This is a genomic window from Acidovorax sp. Root402 (assembly GCF_001425125.1).
Lineage (GTDB): Bacteria > Pseudomonadota > Gammaproteobacteria > Burkholderiales > Burkholderiaceae_C > Acidovorax > Acidovorax delafieldii.
This window is the reverse complement of sequence record NZ_LMDQ01000014.1, coordinates 431,508-449,090: the sequence shown is the minus strand read 5'-3', so window position 1 is coordinate 449,090 and position 17,583 is coordinate 431,508. Positions and strand designations below refer to the sequence as shown.

Sequence of the window (17,583 nt, the reverse complement as noted above, 5' to 3'; positions counted from 1 at the left end):
GAATCCACGCCACGGCCCGTCCATGTACAGCGCAGCGCTGTTTGGCGCGCACTGTGCAGGTCTAGAATCCTGTACAGGCAATCCCTGATTTGGTGTGCGCCAACCCAGTGCACAATTCGCCCCCCTTTTTTGCTCCCCTGATGCTCACTCTCAGCCCCGACCTCCAGACACCTCTGGTCAGCCAGATCGTCGATGGTCTGCGGGGGCTCATCGCCGGGCAGGTGCTCAAACCCGGCAGCAAACTCCCGTCCATCCGCGCTTTTGCCGCTGCGCACGGCGTGAGCGTGTTCACCGTGGTCGAGGCCTACGACCGACTGGTGGCGCAGGGCTGGCTGGTGTCGCGGGCCAATGCGGGCTTTTTTGTGAAGCGGCGGGGCGACGAGGGCGCTGCGCCCGGCACTGGTGCGCCCGAGCGGGCCGTGCCCCGTTTTGATGCGCGCTGGTACCTCAAACAAATTTTTGAAAACCGCAACCTGCCCATGAAACCGGGCTGCGGCTGGCTGCCGCACGACTGGCTGTTTGGCGATGCGGTCAAACGCAGCATGCGCCAGCTGTCGTCCGACGGGCCCGAGCTGGATGGCTATGGCCTGCCCCACGGCCACATGGCGCTGCGCATGGTGGTGGCCGAGTCGCTGGCCGAACACCATCTGGCGGTGGACGCCGACCAGGTGCTGCTCACGCAGGGCTCCAGCCAGGCGCTGGACCTGGTGGCGCGTCGCCTCGTCAAGCCTGGCGATGTGGTGCTGGTGGACGACCCCGGCTATCCCAACCTGCTGTTCATGTTGCGCTTTGCGGGAGCGCAAGTGGTGGGTGTGCCGCGCACCGCCACCGGCTACGACCTGCCCGCACTGGAGGCCCTGCTGGCCGAGCGCCAGCCCACGGTGTTCTTCACGCAGCCGCGCCTGCAAAGCCCCACCTGCTCGGTGGCATCGGTGGCGCACCTGCACCGGCTGCTGCAATTGGCCGAGCAGCACAACTTCATGCTGGTGGAGAACGACATCTACGCCGACATGGACCCCGGTGTGCGTCCCTCGCTGGCCAGCCTGGACCAGCTCAACCGCGTGATCTATCTGGGCAGCTTCTCCAAGACGATTTCGCCCAACCTGCGCACCGGCTTTCTGGCGGCGCGGCGTGACCTGCTCGACGAGCTGGTGCAGCTCAAGATGATCTCGGGCCTGACCTCGTCAGAGATCACCGAGCGCATCACGTTTGGTGTGGTGACGGATGGGCGCTGGCGCAAGCACCTCAAGTCGCTGCGCGAGCGCCTGGCCGAGGCGCACCGCACGGTGGGGCGGCGCTTGCTGAACCTGGGATTCGAGCTGTTCCACGAGCCCGAGGCGGGCATGTACCTGTGGGCCCGGCACCCCGACCTGCCCGACAGTGCCGAGCTGTCGAAAGAGGCCACCGGTGCGGGCATCATGCTCGGGCCGGGTCAGCTGTTTCTGGTGGAGCCCCGGCCTACGGGCTGGCTGCGGTTTAACGTGGCGTTCAGCCAGGACGAGCGGATGTGGCGCTTTCTGGAGCAGCGCATCGAAATGGGCCAGCAGGTGGCGGAACAGGGCAGTTCCCTGGCCTGAGTACGCGGTTTGAAGCGTTTTGGGGCGGATGCGCTAGTGCAATATGCCTGGATTGCTATCAAATAGATAGTGATTGACGCAGCTACCCGCGGCCCGGGGGGGCTGTTCCATAGGGACCCTCTGCACGAATCACCGCGTCGTGTGCATCAGCGGGCTCGGGCGGTCTGCAGCGTTGCAAATACTCGCAATAGCTACGGCTATTGCTGCGTTTTGCGCCTTGCAACCCCTCCCGATCCGCTGCGCTCACTTGGCCAGCGAGATTCGTGCAGAGGGTCCCTAGCGGTCGATGATGCGCCGCGCAAAGCGCTCCAGGTACTCCATCAGCTGCTCCGCGCCCGCCACGGCCTGGGCCTCGTCGCCACTGGCAATGCCCTGCGCCAGTTGCATGTGCGCGCGGGCACCCTCTGACACCTCGCCTTCGTGCTGGTAGGCGTACCAGAAGCGGCGGCACTGCACGATGAGCGGCGCAACGCATTTGACGGCCGAGTGGTTCTGGCTGGCCTGGTGGGTGACGAGGTCCAGTTCATGGTCGGCCAGCATGTAGTCGTCCAGGTGGCCACGCGCTGCGGCTTCCACCATGTTCTCGGCGCAGCGCACGATGGCCTGGCGCTGCGGCGCGGTGGCGCGGCGCGCGGCGTTGGAGGCCAGCAGGCGCTCCAGCACGCGGCGGGTCTGGATCACATCAAGGTGGTCGGCCAGATCGATGTGCGACACCAGCAAGCCGCGCCGGGGCTGCTGCACGATGAGCCCGATCGACACCATGCGCAGCAGCGCCTCGCGCACCGGCGTGCGGCCCAGGCCTGTGCTTTCGGCGATTTCGGCCTCCACCACGGGGCTGCCCGGCTGCAGCTGTAGCGTGGAGATCATTGTCTCGATGGCGTCGTAGGCCACGTCCGCCGCGCGCCGCTTGGGCGCGGAGTCTTGCTGGGGGGAGGGGCTGCGGAGTGTCATCGGGCGTGAGGCGTGAAAAGCGCGTGAAGGACGTTGTGGGAGGCCGCATCTTAGGGGATGCGACCTCCAGGCACAGTCAGAGGCTTGCGCCCGCCTTGCGCAGCTCGGCAATCTGCGGCGCCTTGGGCAGCCACAGCTTGTCGAACTCCTGGATGATGCCGTCGGGGTTGAACGACGATGCCGTCTTGAAGGCGATGGACGTGCCCTTGAACTTCTCGATCAGCCCGGCCTCGGTGGTCACGATGTCATTGATCTGCGCATCCAGCGACTGGGCCACCAGCTTGCGGATGATGTCCTTGTCCTTGACATCCAGCCCTTGCCAGATGCGGCCGGAGACCAGCGGCGCGAACGGCATGAACAGGGCGTTCATCTGCAGCAGGGCCTTGGCCACCTTGTCGAAGCGCTGGTTCCAGGAGAACTCGATGTCCGCCTCCAGCCCATCCACCTGGCCGTTGCTCATCGCGTCAAACACCTGGGGCGTGGGGATGGGCGTGGGGGCGGCGCCCAGCATTTGATAAAAGTCTCGGTACACGGGCGTGGGGTTGATGCGCAGTTTCATGCCCTTGATGTCGGTGGGCACCGTGATGTCCTTGGTGGAGAACACGGCGCGCATGCCGGTGATGCCCCAGCCCAGGCCAATGGTGCCCGTCTCGCGCGGCAGCACTTCGAGCAGTTTGGTGGCAGATGGGTGTTTGACGAGTTTGGCCACGGCAGGCGTGGAGCGCACCAGGTACGGTGCATTGATCGCCGCGATGCTGGACACGCGCGAGCCCAGTTCGGCCGCCTGGATCCAGCCCATGTCGAGCGCGCCGGACTGCAGCTGCTGCATCATCGCGGCCTCGTTGCCAAGCTGGCCCGAGTGGAAGACCGTGACGCTCAGTCGGCCGTCGGTTTCCTTCTTCAGCGCCTCGCCAAACTGCAGTGCGGCGCGGTTCCACGAGTGGCCAGCGGGTGTGATGAGGCCCAGGCGGAACTCCTTTGCATCGGCTGCACGCACCAGCGACGGGAACCCCAGAGGAACCGCCACTGCGGCGGCGGCAGCTGCGTTGCGCTGGATGAAATGGCGGCGGGAGACAGTGTGGGCGGGCTGGGTCGTCATGGTGAACTCCGTGTGAAAGAACTTTGGGAGGGGACGGGGGATTTGCTGGGCGGCGGTCTACTTGAGCAAACCGAGCGACAGGCTGGGGAACAGCGACAACATCACCAGCGCCACGCAGCTGATGATGAAAAACGGCAGCGTGACGATGAACATCTTTCCGGGCTTGGCCCCGGTGACGGCTGACGCGACAAAAAAGCTCAGGCCCACGGGTGGGGTCATCAGCCCCAGCACCAGGTTGACGACGATCACCACACCAAAATGGCGCGGGTCGATGTGATAGACCTCGGTGGCAATTGGCAGCAGGATGGGGGCGGTCATGATGAGACCGGGGATGCCGTCGATCACCGTGCCGATGACCAGCAGGATGACGTTGGTGAGCAGCAGGAAGGTGACCGGGTCGTGCGCCACGGTCTGCACCCAGGCGGCCACCATCTGAGGCACCTTGCCGTAGATCAGCAACCACGAGAACACGGCCGCTGCCGCCACCAGAAACAGCACGATGGCGGAGTAAATGGCCGAGCGCAGCAGGATGGCCGGCATGGCGCTGAACCGGAACTCCTTGGTCACATAGCGACCCACCAGGGCCGAGGCCAGCGCGCCCACGGCGGCCGATTCTGTGGGGTTGGCCAGGCCACTCAGGATGGAGCCCACGATGATGATGGGGATCAGCAGCGTGGGGCTGGCCTGCACCACGGTGCGCGCGCGCTGGGCCAGCGTGCGCTTTTCGCTGCGCGGGTAGTTGTAGACAAAGCCCATGAGCGCGATCACGACAAAGAACAGCACGGTGAGCAGCACGCCGGGCAGGATGCCGGCAATCAGCATGTCGCCCACGGCCACCTGGGCCAGCACGCTGTAGACCACAAACATCACCGAGGGCGGGATGATGGGCCCGAGCATGCCGCCGTACACCGTGAGGCCCGCCGCAAAGGTCTTGTCGTAGCCCTGCTTTTCCATCTCTGGCACCATGACCTGCGACATGATGGCCACCTGCGCGGTGGCCGAGCCGATGATGGATGACACCAGCATGTTGGCCAGGATGTTCACGTAGGCCAGCCCCCCTCTGACGGAGCCGATGAAGGCCATGGACAGGTCCACCAGCCGCCGCGTGATGCCGCCGCTGTTCATGATCTCTCCGATCAGGATGAACAGCGGGATGGCGATGAGGCCATAGCTGTCCACCCCGCCGAACATCTGCATGGGGAACGACTGGAACAGCACCGGGCTGCCGATGCTGAGGATGTACACCGCGCCTGACAGGCACAGGCATACGCCGATGGGCACACCCACCATCAAGGCGGCGAGGAAGAACAGGGTGGTGATCATGGTCGGGCTCTGGTGGGTTTGCTGGCGCAGGGGCGTTCAGTTCACGGCGTCGGCGTTGACTACGTCGAAGCCCGCGTGCTGCACACGCTCTGCGGCGCCCATGTCTTCGAACAGGTTGGCCAGTGCATGCACGCTGAAGGTGGCCGAGAAGATCGGCAGGATGAGTTGCAGCACCCAGGTGGGCCAGTTCAGCGTCTGGGTGCGCTCGGTGTAGATGAAGTTGAAGCTCTCGGCCGCAAACTCCTTGGCGTCAAAGCCGTAGCGCGCAATGCCGATGGGGTCCATCCACACCCAGCACATCACCAGCATGGCCAGGCCAAACAGCAGCACGCCGGACGTGGCCAACACCTTGAATGCCTTGGCGCCCCGCGCGCCGAGGTGGTCGGTGAGCATGGTCACGGCAAAGTCCATGCGCAGCCGCGTCATGACCGAGGCGCCCACAAAGGTCAGCCAGACCACCGTGTAGACCGCCGCCTCGTCCACCCAGTAGATGGGCATGCCGGTGTAGCGCGTGACGACGTTGAGCAGGATCAGCAGCACCAGCAACGTCATGAGGGCGGTGAGCAGATGCCGCTCCATGCGCAGAACCTGCGTGGACAACGCCAGCACCCAGCGGACGGGAGCGCGCGGCGCCGGAGAGTGCGGGGCGGGTGGACTGTTGGGTGTGGGCATGATGGGGTTCCTGAGGAGGAGGGCGCGGCGATGAAAGAAAAAGCTTTCTGCTTTTTAATATCTAACAAATATATTTAAAAGCAAGATGGATGCCTGCTGGGTGCGGGTAAGCCCTGAAAGGAAGGACGGGGGAAAACGGCTGCGCGCGCGTCAGCCCGAGGGAGCTGCGGGCTCGCGCTGAGCACTGGTGGTGGCCGCGGGCGTGCGGGCGGCCAGCGTGCCAATGCGTGTGGGCGCCAGCAGATGCCGTGGGGGCGAAGGCGTCCAGCCAAACAGGTGCTGTGCGGCAGCGCCGCAAATGCGGCCCTGGCACGCGCCCATGCCGCAGCGGGTGTGGAGCTTGGCATCGATCCAGCCGTTGCGATCGGCCAGTGCAGCGTAGGGCACGTCTTCGCAGCGGCACACCAGGGTGCCGGGCTGCGCCAGGGTTTTGAGTGCTCCGTTCAGTGAAAAAGAAGCCTGCAACGCCTGCGCAAAGCGCTCCCAGCGTGCCAGCTGCGGGCGCAGCGCCTGGGCCTGTTGCACCTGTCCCGCTGCCACATGTCCTGCCATGGCGCCCTGAACCAGTGCACGTTCGCTGCCGCCAAAGCCGGTGGCTTCACCTGCGGCGAATACACCGGGCACGCTGGTGCGCATCTGTGCATCGACAGCCAGGCCCTGGCCACCGCTCAACGGCCCGCCCAGCGCGCAGCCCAGCATCTGCCCCAGGTGGGTGTTGGGCACCAGCCCGAACCCGCAGGCCACGCGGTCGCAGGCCATGGTTTCTTCGGCGTGTTTGCCTTTGCGCAGCCTCACTGTTTGCACCTGCGTGGTGCCTTGGACTTCCAGCACATGGCTGCTGGCGCGCAACTGCGGGTGAAGCAGCGTGAGGGCTTGCAACGCCTTGGCAGGCCAGCGCGGCAGTTGCGCTGCAAAGCCAGCGAGCGCGCTCCACGGCGCCTGCTCCGCCACGCGCACCACGGTGGCACCCGCTTTGTTGGCGGTGGCGGCAGCGGCCAGCAGCAGAGGGCCTGTGCCTGCAATCACGATGCGCTGGCCGCGCACGTCGAGCCCTGCCTTGATGAGGGCCTGCAAGGCGCCTGCACCCGTCACACCGGGCAACGTCCAGCCCGGAAAGGGCAGCAGCAGCTCGCGGGCTCCGGTGCACAGCACGATGCGGTGGCTGTGCTGGGTCCAGCCCCGGTCAGCGTCTTCCAGCAGCAGGGCCGGGGCGTTGTCGCCGGGTTGCGGGTCACCCAGGCCCACCACGCGGGAGCCAGGCAGCAGGCGGATGTTGGTGTGCCGGGCCAGCGCCGCGCGGTGCTGTTGCGCCAGGGCGGACAAGACCACCTGGGGGCCATCGCGCCAGATTTGCCCGCCGGGCTGCGGGTTGTCATCCACGATGGTGATCGCGGCCCCGCTGGGTGCGGCAGCGAGGGCAGCCGCCAAACCTGCAGGGCCTGCGCCGATGATGAGGATGTCGCAGCGCTCGTGCGCCGAGTGTTGCTCGGTCATGGGTGGGGTCACGGGCTGGTTCATGGCGTGGCGCTCCCGGGCGCTGTGCCGACATCGGTGTGAATCGACATGCCGTCGGTGCAGACCGTCTGGCACGCCAGACGGGTGCGGCCGTGGATGCGGACTCTGCATTCGTGGCACACCCCCATGCCACACAGCGGTGCCCGCGCCGCGCCGGTGACCGAGGTGCATGTGGTGCCGGGTGTTTGCTGCGCCAGCGCGGCGGCGACGCTGGTCCCCGGGGGCACCTGAAGGGGGGTGCCATTCACCACGATGTGCACCAGGGCGGGTGTTCTGGATGGGGTCATGGTGTGCGCAGGCCTGCAAAGCGGGCAGGTGCAAAGGGCGTGGGGTCGATCGCCGGGGCGCACCCTGCGATCTGGGCCGCCAGCAACTGCGCGGTGGCCGGGGCGGTGGTCACCCCCAATCCTTCATGTCCAACGGCCAGCCACAGGTGCGGGTGTTCGGGGTGCGCGCCAATCAGCGGCAGGCTGTCTGGCGTGGCGGCGCGAAAGCCGGTCCAGGTGCGGATGGCGTTGAGGTCGGCCAGGCCTGGCAGGTAGTCGAGTGCCCGTTGCAGCATGCGCGCCATCACGGCGTTGTTGACGGCGGGGTCGGTGGTGTCGAACTCGCGCGACGAGCCGATCAGCAACTGCCCAGTGGGCCGGGGCTGTACGTTGAAGGCCACGGAGGTACCGTCGCTGTGGTGCGCGCTGGTGATGTAGCCCAGCTCCACCAGCTGGTGGTGCACGGTGCCTGGGTAGCGGTCGGTGATGACGAGGTGGCCCTTTTTGGGGCGCAGCGGCAGGCCGGGGCACAGCTGCGGGGCGTGGATGCCGCTGGCCAGCACAATGGCGCCTGCGCTGCGCTGGTTTCCGTCGCGCAGGGTGACGGTGTGGCCGTCGATCTGCATCGCTTCAGCCTGCTCCAACACAAGGTGTCCGTGGGCTGCGGCCTGGTCCAGCAGCCACTGGGCTGCGCGCGGGGCGTAGACCACGCTGTCCCCCTGCACCTTGAGCGCGCCCGCCAAACCGGGGCGCAGCGCGGGTTCTGCGCGGGCCAGGGCGGCCGCGTCGAGCATGTCGCAGGCGATTCCATGTGCTTGCAGGGTGCTGCGTTTGTCATGGGCCGCCTGCAGCTCTGCATCGTTGGCGGCCAGCCAGAGCGTGCTGCAGGGCGTGAACGCACAGCCCGCATCCATGTGGGGTGCCCAGGTGTGCCAGAGGTCCAGCGATGTCTGGCTCAGCGCCAGCTCGGCAGGGTTGTCATCCATCACCACCAGATGGCCCATGCCCGCCGCCGTGGCACCGCCGAGGCGCGCATCGATGACACGTACCGACAGCCCTGCCGACACCAGCGCATGGGCGCAGGCGGCACCCACGATGCCAGCGCCAATCACAAGGACATCGGTGTGTTGCATGGGGCGCACTTGCAGCAGGGTCGGGTTATAGCCGGATGCCCCAGCCAAAGGGGTCCTTGTCTTCAATCAGCAAAGTAGCGTCGGCGCTCATGTGCGCGCGGCCCCGCAAGGTGGGGATGACCTTGCCATCGTCCTGCAGCGTGTAGCTGGCCTCGAACTGGCTGCCGATGATGCTGGCCTGGCGCCAGAGTGCGCCCGGTGCCAGCTTGCCGTCAGCCGCCAGGCAGGCCACCTTGGCGCTGGTGCCCGTGCCACAGGGCGAGCGGTCATAGGCCTTGCCGGGACACAGCACATAGTTACGGCTGTCGGCTTGGTCGTCGTCGGCAAACAGCTCGATGTGGTCAATCTCGCCGCCGTTGTCGCCCCGAATGCCCTGGTCTTTGAGGGCTTGCTGCACGGCGCAGCTGTAGGCCATCAACGCCTCCAGGTTGTCGCTGGCTACACGCTGGCCGTGGTTGGAGATCAGGAAGAACCAGTTGCCGCCCCAGGCCACATCGCCCACCACGCGGCCATAGCCGGGCACGTCCACCGCCAGCTGATGGTGCAGGCGGTAGGCCGGCACGTTGCGCACGCTGACCGAACCATCGGTGTGGAGGGTGGTGGTGACGGTGCCCACCGGGGTTTCGATACGGTGCTCGCCGGGCGTGATGCGGCCCAGGTAGGCGAGCGATGCGATCAGCCCGATGGTGCCGTGGCCACACATACCCAGGTAGCCGCTGTTGTTGAAGAAGATCACGCCCGCTGCATTGGCCGGGTCTTGCGGCGCACAGAGCAGCGCCCCCACCACCACGTCGCTGCCCCGCGGCTCCAGCACGGTGGCTGCCCGCCAGGCATCGTGGCGCTCGGCCAGCAGCGCACGCCGTTCGGCCATGGTGCCGGTGCCCAGGTCCGGGAAACCGTCGATGACAAGCCGGGTCGGCTCGCCGCCCGTGTGGGAGTCGATCACGTGGATGCGTTGCATGGTGCTGTGGTGGTGGTGGAGTAGGGCGCTCAGTGTCTCAGGCGACAGACTGGTATTTTGTAGGGCGCGTGGCCAGGGCCTTGCGCACCACACTCTCGACAAACGCGCGTTCGTCGCCCACCAGGGGCAGGCGGGGGCGGCGCATGTGTTCGGTGCCCACGCCCACCAGCGCATCGATGAGCTTGAGGTTCTGCACGAGCTTGTTGGACACGTCCAGGTGCAGCATCGGCGTCATCCACTGGTAGAGCGGCAGCGCCTCGGCAAATTTGCCCGCTTTCATCAGGTCGTACAGCGCCACGGTTTCGCGCGGGAAGGCGCAGCCCACGCCGGCCAGCAGGCCGTCGCAGCCCAGGGCCAGGCCTTCGTAGGCCAGGTCGTCCACGCCCAAAAAGAGCTGGTAGCGGTCGCCCACGGTGTTGCGCAGGTCGGTGATACGGCGGATGTCGCCGGTGCTTTCCTTGATGGCGGCGATCCACTCGCAGTCGGCCAGCTCCACCATGTGCTCGGGTTTCAGGTCCACGCGGTAGGCCACAGGGTTGTTGTAGACCATCAGGGGGCGCTGGGCGGCGCCCGCCATGGCGCGCACATTGGCCATGGCCTCGCGGGCATCGGCCACGTAGATCACCGAGGGCATGACCATGTAGCCGGCCACGCCGAGCTTGTTGCCGCCGTCGATGTACCGCAGGGCTTCGCGGGTGCTGGTCTCGGACACGTTGGCGAGTACGGGCACGCGGCCATCGGCGGCTTCGAGGGCGATCTTGGCAACCTGGAGCTTTTCTTCGAGCGTGAGGGTGCTGGCCTCGCCGAGAGAACCGCAGGTGACCAGGCCGTGGATGCCGTTGCGGATCTGGAAGTCGATGTGGCGGGCTGTGCCCTCGGCGTCGATGGACTCGTCGGCGTGGAACTTGGTGGTGATGGCAGGGAAGATGCCTTGCCAGCGGGGTTGTGGGTTCACGAGGGGCTCCTTGGATCGGTGGGTGGGTTGCAGTTGTTAATATATTAACAAGATATTTAAAGTGCGCAAGCGGATTTTTCCGCATTCGTTGGCGCATGGAGTGGAGGCGTCTGTCCTCGCCTTGTCGCCCTCCCGCCACGGACCGCGAGACGGCAAACCTATAATGAAAGGTTGGTCCCCATAGGGGCAGCGACAGGCAGCGCGCAGGCGCGGGTCCTGCGACCTGCCTGCTGCGTGCAACCACTCCACAACACCATGAGCACTCCCACTTTTTCTGTCGCTGACATCCGCAAGTCCTTCCTGGACTTCTTCGTCTCCAAGGGCCACACCGTGGTGCCGTCGAGCCCTCTGGTGCCTGGCAACGACCCCACGCTGATGTTCACCAACTCGGGCATGGTGCAGTTCAAGGACGTGTTCCTGGGCACCGACAAGCGCTCGTACAACCGCGCGGTGTCGGTTCAGGCCTGCCTGCGTGCGGGTGGCAAGCACAACGACCTGGAAAACGTGGGCTACACCGCGCGCCACCACACCTTCTTTGAAATGCTGGGCAACTGGTCGTTTGGCGACTACTTCAAGCGCGAATCGCTCAAGTGGGCCTGGGAGCTGCTGACCGAGGTCTACAAGCTGCCGCCAGAGCGCCTGCTGGCCACGGTCTACCAGGAAGACGACGAGGCCTACGACATCTGGACCAAGGAAATCGGCTTGCCACCCGAGCGCGTGATCCGCATCGGTGACAACAAGGGCGGCCGCTACAAGTCCGACAACTTCTGGATGATGGCCGACACCGGCCCCTGCGGCCCCTGCAGCGAAATCTTCTATGACCACGGCCCGCACATTGCAGGCGGCCCTCCCGGCAGCCCCGATGAAGACGGCGACCGCTTCATCGAGATCTGGAACAACGTGTTCATGCAGTTCAACATGGACGAGACGGGTGCCGTGACCCCGCTGCCCGCACCCTGCGTAGACACCGGCATGGGCCTGGAGCGCCTTGCAGCCATCCTGCAGCACGTGCACAGCAACTACGAGATCGACCTGTTCGACGCGCTCATCAAGGCCGCTGGCCGCGAGACCGGCGTGACGGACCTCAACAACAAGAGCCTGCGCGTGATCGCTGACCACATCCGCGCCACCGCGTTTTTGGTGAGCGATGGTGTGATCCCCAGCAATGAAGGCCGTGGCTACGTGCAGCGCCGCATCGTGCGCCGTGCCATCCGCCACGGGTACAAGCTGGGCAAGAAGACCCCGTTCTTCCACAAGCTGGTGGCCGACCTGGTACGCCTGATGGGTGACGCCTACCCATCCCTGCGCGAGCAGGAGCAGCGCATCACCGAGGTGCTCAAGGTGGAAGAAGAGCGCTTCTTCGAGACGCTGGCCAACGGCATGGAAATCCTGGACGCTACCCTGGACGGCGGCGCCAAGGTGCTGCCTGGCGACGTCGCGTTCAAGTTGCACGATACCTATGGCTTCCCGCTCGACCTGACCAACGACGTGTGCCGCGAACGCGACGTGGAAGTGGACGAGGCTGGCTTCAAGACCGCCATGGAAAAGCAGAAGGCCCAGGCCCGCGCGGCTGGCAAGTTCAAGATGGACAAGGCGCTGGAGTACACCGGTGCCGCCAACCAGTTCACGGGCTACGAACACCTCGCAGAGACTGCAAAAATCGTAGCAATCTATGTAGACGGTACTAGCGCTGCAGCACTGAAAGCCGGCCAAAACGGCGTGGTGGTGCTGGACACGACCCCGTTCTACGCCGAAAGCGGCGGCCAGGTGGGTGACGAAGGTGTCATCACCAGCGGCTCGGCACGCTTTGCGGTGGGTGACACGCTCAAGATCAAGGCCGATGTGTTTGGCCACCACGGCACGCTCGAAGAGGGCACGCTGAACGTGGGCGACACCGTGCAGGCCCAGGTCAACACCGCCGTGCGCGCTGCCACCATGCGCAACCACTCGGTCACGCACATCATGCACAAGGCCCTGCGCGAAGTGCTGGGCAGCCATGTGCAGCAAAAGGGCAGCCTGGTCAATGCCGACCGCACGCGTTTCGACTTCACCCATAACGGAGCCGTGACGGCGGCTGAAATCCGCGAGATCGAACGCCGTGTGAACGAAGAAATCCTGGCCAACCAGCCCACGCAAGCGCGCGTGATGGACATCGAGTCGGCCCAGAAGACCGGCGCAATGATGCTGTTTGGCGAGAAATACGGCGAAACCGTGCGCGTGCTCGACATCGGCACCAGCCGCGAACTGTGCGGCGGCACGCACGTGCAGCGCACGGGCGACATCGGCCTGTTCAAGTTGGTGGGCGAGGGTGGCGTGGCTGCTGGCATCCGCCGCATTGAGGCCGTGACCGGCGCCAACGCACTCGCGTACTTGCAGAACCTGGAAGACACTGTGAACCAGGCCGCCAGCACCCTCAAGGCGCCGGTGGCCGAGCTCAATGGCCGCATCAGCCAAGCGCTGGACAATGCCCGCGCGCTCGAAAAGGAAGTGGCTGCCTTGAAGGGCAAGCTGGCCTCCAGCCAGGGTGACGAACTGGTGAACCAGGCGGTGGAGGTGAAGGGCCTCAAAGTGCTGGCTGCTGCGCTGCCGGGTGCCGACGCCAAGACCCTGCGCGACACCATGGATAAGCTCAAGGACAAGCTCAAGACCGCTGCCATCGTGCTGGCCGCCGTGGATGGCGACAAGGTGCAGATCGCTGCAGGCGTGACGGCCGACAGCGTGGGCAAGGTCAAGGCCGGCGAGCTGGTCAACTTTGTGGCCCAGCAAGTGGGTGGCAAAGGCGGCGGCAAGCCCGACATGGCCATGGCCGGCGGCACCGATGCCTCCAAGCTGCCCGCAGCGCTGGCTTCGGTGACAGGCTGGGTCACGCAGCAACTGGGCTGAGGTACCGGTCGCCACGGCGGCACCAGCCGCTGTGGTGTGGCAGCCATGGCTGCCAAAAAGAGGGTGACGGAACGCCAGCTTTCACCCTAAAGTGCAGCGCATGGACACCCTGCGCGACAGCCCCCAAGACCCGCCGCCGTCCGCTGTGCTTCGCGGTACGGGCGCTGCTTCGGTGGGCCAAGGCGGCCACCTGCTGTGGTGGCGCCGCATCACCATCCCCTTTGAGGTCCTGATCGCCACCGTGGTGGTCACCGCCATGCTGTTGTTGACAGCGTTGCTGGTGTACCAGGTCAGCACCAGCGCGCGCCAGGCCATCATTGCGGCGTCGGACGAGAGTGCGCAGCGCATCAGCCAGCTCATTGCAGAACGGGTACACCGCATCGTGGACCCGGCCGATGCCACCATCCGCCTGCTGGCGTTCGACCCGGTGGCCTCTGCGTCCACCCTGCCAGCGCGGCTGCGGCGCCTGCCTGTACTGGCGAGGCTGCTGGAGCAGAACCCGCTGCTGTCGGCGGTGTTCATCGGTTACCCGGACGGGCAGTTTTTGCTGGTGCGACCGGTGCGAAACGAAGCCTTGCGGGTGCGGCTGGATGCACCGCCCAAAACGGCGTACCTGGTGCAGTCCATGGCGCGCGAGCGCGGCTTGGCGGGCATGGTGGGGCGCTGGAGTTATTACGACGCGGACCTGCGGCTGATCGATTCGGCCGTGCGCCCGGAATACCGCTACGACCCCCGCACCCGGCCTTGGTACGCCGAGGCGCTGGAGCAGAACACCCAGATCCTCACGGCACCCTATGTGTTCTTCACCACGCAGGAGGTGGGCATCACGCTGAGCCAGCCCAGCGAGGACGGGCGTGCGGTGATTGGCCTGGACGTGGCCCTGACCGACCTGGGGCATGAGATCAGTGGCCTGCGCCTGATGCCCCGTACCGAGATCGCGGTGGTGGACAAGGACCGCCGCGTGCTGGCCTATCCCGACATGTCACGCGTGCTGCTGCGTGATGGCAACACGCCGGGCCTTCGGCTGCGTGCCCTGGACGATCTGGGTGTACCCAGCCTGCATGCGCTGCAGGCGCTGGGCCTGAAAGATGGCGAGTCACGCCGCCTGCAGGCCGACGGCGAGGAATGGCTGGGCCGCTCGCTGCCGCTGGCATCGATGCGCTGGCAGGGGCTGCAGATCCTGATGGCGATTCCTACCAAAGAGCTGCTGGCCGACGTGAACAACAACCTGCGCCAGCAGGTATGGCTGTCGGTGTCGCTCATCGGTCTGATGCTGCCGTTGGGCTGGCTGGCTGGCCGGCGCGTGGGGCGCAGTCTGTTTGGGCTGGCATTGCAGGCCAGGGCGCTGGCGCGGTTTGATTTCCGGCGGCCCGAACGGCGGGTGTCGCCGGTGCGCGAGGTGCGCGACCTGGGGCAGGTGATGGACCGCATGTCCGACACCATCCAGGAGTTCTTGCACATCACCCACCACATCAGCGCCGAGTCGCGCACCGACCTGATGCTGTCGAGCGTACTGTACGAGCTGGTGCGCGCCACCAGTTGCACCGGCGGTGCGGTATACCTCGTGGACCCGCAACGCACCGGCTTGCTGCGCGCGGCCCGCCATTGCGAAGACCCGGAGCAGCAGTCGCGCTACCCCGAGCACCTGGCCATGGTGCATTTCATCAACCATACCGAGCCCCAACCTGGCGACCAGCACGAAGACGACGACGACACCGAGCCCGCGCGCGTGCTGCGGGTGCAGCTGCGTACCCGTGACGGGCAGCCCCTGGGCCTGCTGGTGCTGCGCTACATCGCGGACCAGACGCAGGACGACGCGCATTTCCGCGCGTTTGTCGAGAAGTTGTCGGGCACGCTGTCGGTGGCCATCGAGACGCGCAGCCTGATCGAAGGCCAGAAGAAGCTGCTCGATGCTGTCATCCGCCTGCTGGCCGACGCGATCGACGCCAAGAGCCCCTACACCGGTGGCCATTGCGAGCGCGTGCCGGAGCTGGCCGAGGCGCTGATGGACCGCATGTGTGCGGCCAAGGACGGTCCGTTTGCCCAGGTGGCCATGACCGATGCCGAGCGCTACGAATTCCGCCTGGGGGCCTGGTTGCATGACTGCGGTAAGGTCACCAGCCCCGAGCACATCATCGACAAGGCCACCAAGCTGGAGACGCTCTACAACCGCATTCACGAGGTGCGCATGCGCTTTGAGGTGTTGTGGCGGGACGCTGAGCTGGACTACTGGAAGCAGCATGTGTCCGGCGTGGACCCGGTGCGCCTGCAGCGCGAGCTGCTGCAGCGGCGCGAACAACTGCAGGAAGACTTTGCCTTTGTAGCCCGCTGCAACGTGGGGGGCGAATTCATGGCCGAGGCGGACATTGCCCGCCTCAAGACCGTCGGCCGCCAGATATGGCAACGGCATTTTGACGACCGCCTGGGCCTGTCGGCCGCCGAGATGCTGCGACTTTCCAGCGTGCCGGTGCGCCCCTTGCCCGCCAACGAGCCGCTGCTGGCCGACCGGCCCGAGCACATCGTGCCCTGGGGCACACGCAAGCCGCCGGTGGAGGCGGGCAACCCCGCCAATCGCTGGGGCTTTGACATGGTGTTGCCGCCCTACGAGGCGCACCTGGGCGAATTGCACAACCTGTCCATCCAGCGGGGTACGCTCACCGCCGAAGACCGCTTCAAGATCAACGACCACATCGTGCAGACCATCATCATGCTCAGCGGTCTGCCGTTTCCGCCGCACCTGGCGCGCGTGCCGTCGATTGCCGGGTCCCACCATGAAAAGCTCGACGGCACCGGCTACCCCCGGCGTCTGAAGGCGCCAGAGCTGACGCTGGCCGACCGGGTGATGACACTGGCCGATATCTTTGAGGCGCTGACTGCGGCCGACCGGCCCTACAAGCCACCCAAGACCTTGTCCGAGTCGCTCAAGATCATGACCCACATGGTGCGCGAGCGGCACATCGATGCCGAGGTGTTCCGCTTCTTCCTGACCAGCGGCGTGTGGCGCGACTACGCAGAGCGCTTTCTGACACCTGCGCAGCGCGACGAGGTCAATGTGGAGGCCATTCTGGCGTCGCTGGGCTGAGAGGGGAAAGGCGCCCTACGGTGGACGATGGGGCAATGCGTTCTTGCGCGGGCCAGCCTTGTCGAAGCGGACAGCGGGCCATATGGCCATGGGGCCCGGCCCGGTCAGAACAGCTCGACGTCGTCGTTGGCGACCTTGGTTGCCAGTTGACCGCTGGCCACCAGATCGTCATAGAAGCAAACCTGGTTGCGGCCATGTTCCTTGGCGTAGTAAAGCGCCTGGTCGGCCTGGCCCAGAATCTCTACGGGCGAGCCGCGCGTGGTGCTCACAAAGCCCAGGCTCACCGTGACCTGGCCCACCTGCGGGAAGTGGTACTCCTGCACGGCCAGCCGGAAGCGGTTGAACACCTTGTGGGCGGTGCTCAGCGTGGTGGAGCGCAGCAGCACCACAAACTCCTCGCCGCCAAAGCGGAAGATGCGGTCATGGCTGCGGAAAGAGCTGCGCAGGATGTTGGCGATCAGGATCAGCACCTCGTCACCATACAGGTGGCCGAACCGGTCGTTGACCTGCTTGAAGTGGTCGATGTCCACCACCGCCAGCCATTGCTGCACCGGCTCGTTGTCGCTGGCCACTGCGGTTTCCTCGGCCGCAAAGGACTCGGTAACGGCGCCCGTCCGGCTGGCCAGCCCGCTCATGGTGTAGCGGGAGAACTGCTCGTCAAACGTCTTGCGGTTGAACAGGCCGGTGAGCGCATCACGCTCGCTGTAGTCGAGCAGGCTCTGGTAGTTCTGGTACACCTGAAACACGCCCATGAGCACGTCGAGCTTGTGGGCCGAGAACGGGCGCGACTGCGTGATCTCCAGGCAGGTGCTGACCTTGTCGTGCATCCACACCGGCAGCCACAGCACATGGCGGCCCCGGCGGGGCGAGGCCAGCGCGCTTTCGCCATGGCTGTCCACGCAGTCCCGCAGCGCGGGGTATTGGTCCAGCGGCTCGCGGCGGGGGTCGGCGGCGGCTTCGGAGTCGGTGGACACGAGCTGGCCGCTGTCCACCCAGGTGCGGGGGCGCACATGGGGCACGCCACCGTCCGTGAACAGCTCCAGGGCCCGCACCTCGATAATGCTGCTGAGCTTTTGCAGCGTGGACAGCACCGATACCTCCAGCCGCAAGTGGTCGCGGTGGCCAGTCATCTCCACCAGGTTTTGCAGGATGGGTTTCATAGGCGG

At 65.9% G+C, this 17,583-nt stretch carries 13 protein-coding genes; 3 read left to right on the top strand and 10 right to left on the bottom strand.

Annotated elements, in window-relative coordinates:
* The first annotated feature begins 140 nt into the window (after positions 1-140).
* Positions 141-1,577 carry a PLP-dependent aminotransferase family protein gene (locus tag ASC83_RS13225; protein WP_056065047.1) on the top strand — a complete coding sequence of 479 codons (1,437 nt, stop codon included), beginning with the start codon at positions 141-143 and terminating at the stop codon, positions 1,575-1,577.
* 276 nt (positions 1,578-1,853) lie between these two features.
* On the opposite strand, the gene ASC83_RS13220 is transcribed toward ASC83_RS13225, so the two are convergent.
* The 9 genes from ASC83_RS13220 to ASC83_RS13185 form a co-directional block, all read right to left on the bottom strand.
* Positions 1,854-2,528 carry a GntR family transcriptional regulator gene (locus ASC83_RS13220; protein ID WP_056063205.1) on the bottom strand — a complete coding sequence of 225 codons (675 nt, stop codon included), beginning with the start codon at positions 2,526-2,528 and terminating at the stop codon, positions 1,854-1,856.
* A 76-nt stretch (positions 2,529-2,604) separates the two neighbouring features.
* On the bottom strand, positions 2,605-3,627 hold the full coding sequence (locus tag ASC83_RS13215) for a TRAP transporter substrate-binding protein (protein ID WP_056063202.1): 1,023 nt from the start codon (positions 3,625-3,627) through the stop codon (positions 2,605-2,607).
* A gap of 57 nt (positions 3,628-3,684) precedes the next feature.
* Positions 3,685-4,950, bottom strand: coding sequence for a TRAP transporter large permease (locus tag ASC83_RS13210; protein ID WP_056063200.1), 1,266 nt, complete (start codon positions 4,948-4,950; stop codon positions 3,685-3,687).
* A gap of 36 nt (positions 4,951-4,986) precedes the next feature.
* The gene (locus tag ASC83_RS13205; RefSeq protein ID WP_056063196.1) at positions 4,987-5,622 is read right to left on the bottom strand and encodes a TRAP transporter small permease; all 636 of its coding nucleotides are present in this window, start codon (positions 5,620-5,622) and stop codon (positions 4,987-4,989) included.
* A gap of 150 nt (positions 5,623-5,772) precedes the next feature.
* Positions 5,773-7,140: an FAD/NAD(P)-binding oxidoreductase gene (locus tag ASC83_RS13200; RefSeq protein WP_235509370.1), complete on the bottom strand. Its 1,368-nt coding sequence runs from the start codon at positions 7,138-7,140 to the stop codon at positions 5,773-5,775.
* Positions 7,137-7,397 carry a 2Fe-2S iron-sulfur cluster-binding protein gene (locus ASC83_RS23560; protein ID WP_200938956.1) on the bottom strand — a complete coding sequence of 87 codons (261 nt, stop codon included), beginning with the start codon at positions 7,395-7,397 and terminating at the stop codon, positions 7,137-7,139. Before ASC83_RS23560 ends, ASC83_RS13200 begins: the two co-directional genes overlap by 4 nt.
* A gap of 23 nt (positions 7,398-7,420) precedes the next feature.
* On the bottom strand, positions 7,421-8,536 hold the full coding sequence (locus ASC83_RS13195; RefSeq protein ID WP_056063190.1) for an FAD-binding oxidoreductase: 1,116 nt from the start codon (positions 8,534-8,536) through the stop codon (positions 7,421-7,423).
* Between the two features lie 25 nt (positions 8,537-8,561).
* Positions 8,562-9,497, bottom strand: coding sequence for a 4-hydroxyproline epimerase (locus ASC83_RS13190; protein ID WP_056063187.1), 936 nt, complete (start codon positions 9,495-9,497; stop codon positions 8,562-8,564).
* A 37-nt stretch (positions 9,498-9,534) separates the two neighbouring features.
* Positions 9,535-10,452: a dihydrodipicolinate synthase family protein gene (locus ASC83_RS13185; protein WP_055398099.1), complete on the bottom strand. Its 918-nt coding sequence runs from the start codon at positions 10,450-10,452 to the stop codon at positions 9,535-9,537.
* Positions 10,453-10,707: 255 nt separating this feature from the next.
* On the opposite strand from ASC83_RS13185, the gene alaS reads away from it, so the two are divergent.
* Positions 10,708-13,335: an alanine--tRNA ligase gene (gene alaS, locus ASC83_RS13180; protein WP_056063184.1), complete on the top strand. Its 2,628-nt coding sequence runs from the start codon at positions 10,708-10,710 to the stop codon at positions 13,333-13,335.
* A gap of 100 nt (positions 13,336-13,435) precedes the next feature.
* On the top strand, positions 13,436-16,417 hold the full coding sequence (locus ASC83_RS13175) for an HD domain-containing phosphohydrolase (protein WP_056063182.1): 2,982 nt from the start codon (positions 13,436-13,438) through the stop codon (positions 16,415-16,417).
* A gap of 104 nt (positions 16,418-16,521) precedes the next feature.
* On the opposite strand, the gene ASC83_RS13170 is transcribed toward ASC83_RS13175, so the two are convergent.
* Positions 16,522-17,577: a GGDEF domain-containing protein gene (locus tag ASC83_RS13170; RefSeq protein WP_056063179.1), complete on the bottom strand. Its 1,056-nt coding sequence runs from the start codon at positions 17,575-17,577 to the stop codon at positions 16,522-16,524.
* Positions 17,578-17,583 lie beyond the last annotated feature (6 nt).

Bases quoted from the DNA above. Each gene is read 5' to 3' on its own strand.
- ASC83_RS13225 (WP_056065047.1), top strand. From the start codon at position 141: ATGCTCACTCTCAGCCCCGACCTCCAGACACCTCTGGTCAGCCAGATC.
- ASC83_RS13220 (WP_056063205.1), bottom strand. From the start codon at position 2,528: ATGACACTCCGCAGCCCCTCCCCCCAGCAAGACTCCGCGCCCAAGCGG.
- ASC83_RS13215 (WP_056063202.1), bottom strand. From the start codon at position 3,627: ATGACGACCCAGCCCGCCCACACTGTCTCCCGCCGCCATTTCATCCAG.
- ASC83_RS13210 (WP_056063200.1), bottom strand. From the start codon at position 4,950: ATGATCACCACCCTGTTCTTCCTCGCCGCCTTGATGGTGGGTGTGCCC.
- ASC83_RS13205 (WP_056063196.1), bottom strand. From the start codon at position 5,622: ATGCCCACACCCAACAGTCCACCCGCCCCGCACTCTCCGGCGCCGCGC.
- ASC83_RS13200 (WP_235509370.1), bottom strand. From the start codon at position 7,140: ATGAACCAGCCCGTGACCCCACCCATGACCGAGCAACACTCGGCGCAC.
- ASC83_RS13195 (WP_056063190.1), bottom strand. From the start codon at position 8,536: ATGCAACACACCGATGTCCTTGTGATTGGCGCTGGCATCGTGGGTGCC.
- ASC83_RS13190 (WP_056063187.1), bottom strand. From the start codon at position 9,497: ATGCAACGCATCCACGTGATCGACTCCCACACGGGCGGCGAGCCGACC.
- alaS (WP_056063184.1), top strand. From the start codon at position 10,708: ATGAGCACTCCCACTTTTTCTGTCGCTGACATCCGCAAGTCCTTCCTG.
- ASC83_RS13175 (WP_056063182.1), top strand. From the start codon at position 13,436: ATGGACACCCTGCGCGACAGCCCCCAAGACCCGCCGCCGTCCGCTGTG.
- ASC83_RS13170 (WP_056063179.1), bottom strand. From the start codon at position 17,577: ATGAAACCCATCCTGCAAAACCTGGTGGAGATGACTGGCCACCGCGAC.